The following is a 2,287-nucleotide window of genomic DNA, read 5'->3' on the forward strand; positions in this document are numbered from 1 at the left end:
ATGGTAAAGCTATAGAAGTACCTAAAACTGAGGAAGAGTTGATTCAGAAAATAATAAATATGGGAATAAACCGACATATTTCTGAAAACATAAAATTATATAAAAAAACAATATATGAGTTTTTAAACATACCAGAAGATAAACCGTGTGAAAAAAAAGTAAAAATAATTGAAAAAAATGATAATGTAATAGCAGAATTTAATTCTGAAAAGGATGCACAAGCTTTTATTAATTTAAGCATGGCAATTGGAAAAAAATATAAACTTGAAAAGGAATAAATATTATGGACAAGCTTAACAGAATAAACATAGATAATTTAATAAAATCAAAAGTAACTAAATCAGAAATAATGTTATACATTTTTCTTGTAAAATGTCAGGATTCATTTGGTAGTGTTAAAGCTATAAGAATGACAGAGTCTATAAATGCGTTAAATATAACTAAAAAAAGCTTTTATAACGCTATTGAAGGCCTTGAAAAGAAAGGGCTGGTAATACATACTAAAAATGTTGTAAACGAATATTATCATGATTTTATCATAAGAAATAATAATGAAGAAGATATGGATAATGGATACATAGATATCTCAAAAAAAGCATTATCTATATCAAATCTAAATAAATTAAAGGCAGGAGAAATATTGCTGCTTTTAAAACTTTTATCTTTTTCAGGTACATCAAATAATTCTGTAGTTTCATATAGGAAAAAGACCAAAGAGTTTTTCAGCATGATAAAAGAACTTTTTATGATCAAGAGTAGAACTATTAGAATGTATATCAAAAAATTAATAGCTTCAGAGTTATTCTATGCTGAAGAAAAGAATAATGTAATACATTTTCATAAGCTAGGATTAATGGAAGAAAATGGTAATTACGGAGAAGAATATAATATACACCTAATAAGAAGACTTGTAAGCCGTTTTAAAATTCAAGCTGAAGAAAGCTCCATAATTGATGTTGCAGGCCTTATAAGGCAATATTATAAGCAAATACAAGGTGATATAGAAGTATTTTTTAATAACATCTTTACAAAATATCATGAAAGAAAACTAAATAGTAAATTATTCCATGCAATGCTTACATCTAATTTATAAAATAGATGTAGGTTTAATTTGGGTGTTGAAATTTTGTATTATATACTGAAATAGACTAGCTATCATACCAGAAATAGAATTGTAGACAAAAAAAGACTATAGATTGCTATAATAAGTAAGCTGTAGTCTTTTTTATTTTTGAAAAATGGTGTAAATTTATGCAAACTATTTATATAATAGTGTAAATTTATGATATATAAAATTAATTAATGGTGTAAATCTATGTTGAATAATTATAAAATAGTGTAAATACATGAACAGTTAAAAAATAAAAATATTTGAATATAAAGGAAAAACAGATACTTATTATGTTCTATAAAAGTATCTGTTTATAAAATATCTTATTATTAAATATATCTAAATATTATATATAACCTCTAAAAAGAAAAAACATATAATATTAATATATGTATATAGTTGGCAATAAAAAAAGGAAAGCAATTAAAGCTCTCCTTTTTTATAAACTTGAATGTGCACTTTTTGGACAAACTTAATGCACATATATAAAATAACATATAATTATGAAATTAGCAATGATTTTTATAAAAAAAATAAAAAAGCGGACTAAATGTACTAAAGTTGTACTAAACGGACTAAATTTTTATGGTATAATTATAATTGTATTAGTATGTGAGATATAAGAATTCTCATATCGTTAAATATTTTTTATCTTTGGGAGCTGACCCGTGAGGGTTGGCTCCTTTTGCATACCCAAAATTAAAGAGGAAATAAATTATGATAGTTAAAGTATTTTTGTTCGAAAACAAAAGCTTTTCTCCGAATTATCACGGAACTATTTACTTAGACACCAATACATTCGGAGAAACGGAAGCCGAAAAGTGCTTCCACTTATGTAACTGGTCTAGTTGGGCAGAAGAAAAGCCTGAAGATAATCACACAGACATAGAAGCTTGCGGGCACGGTCTTGTATTGCAAACACCAACGGAATCGTGGTTAGCATTGTCGGTAGGGTGGTTAAAAGGCACATCGCATGAAATAAGCGAATATGTCTACAAGCAAAAAGATTGGTTTTAACAACCAACGGAAAGGAGATGAATATGATTGTTTTTAGGAGGTGCAAATGGTACGGTAGGTGCTAAAAGAAAGGAGAGCACATGGTTAGTAAGAATATTATTGAATCGAAAAATTATTATGCTGTAATAACCGAAGATGATGAAGTGATAATCTATTCAA

Annotated in this window: 3 protein-coding genes; all 3 read left to right on the forward strand. The window is 26.7% G+C overall.

Annotation, left to right across the window (positions count from 1 at the left end; genetic code table 11):
- Positions 1-278 (forward strand): hypothetical protein (locus B5D16_RS12215; protein ID WP_207651113.1); only part of this gene is annotated, 278 nt, incomplete at its 5' end.
- Positions 279-283: 5 nt separating this feature from the next.
- The gene (locus tag B5D16_RS12220) at positions 284-1,093 is read left to right on the forward strand and encodes a hypothetical protein (protein WP_078767248.1); all 810 of its coding nucleotides are present in this window, start codon (positions 284-286) and stop codon (positions 1,091-1,093) included.
- Positions 1,094-1,828: 735 nt separating this feature from the next.
- Entirely contained in the window at positions 1,829-2,128 is a 300-nt protein-coding gene (locus tag B5D16_RS12225) for a hypothetical protein (protein ID WP_078767249.1), read from the forward strand.
- Positions 2,129-2,287 lie beyond the last annotated feature (159 nt).

The organism is Eubacterium uniforme (assembly GCF_900167115.1).
GTDB classification, from domain to species: domain Bacteria; phylum Bacillota; class Clostridia; order Lachnospirales; family Lachnospiraceae; genus Eubacterium_S; species Eubacterium_S uniforme.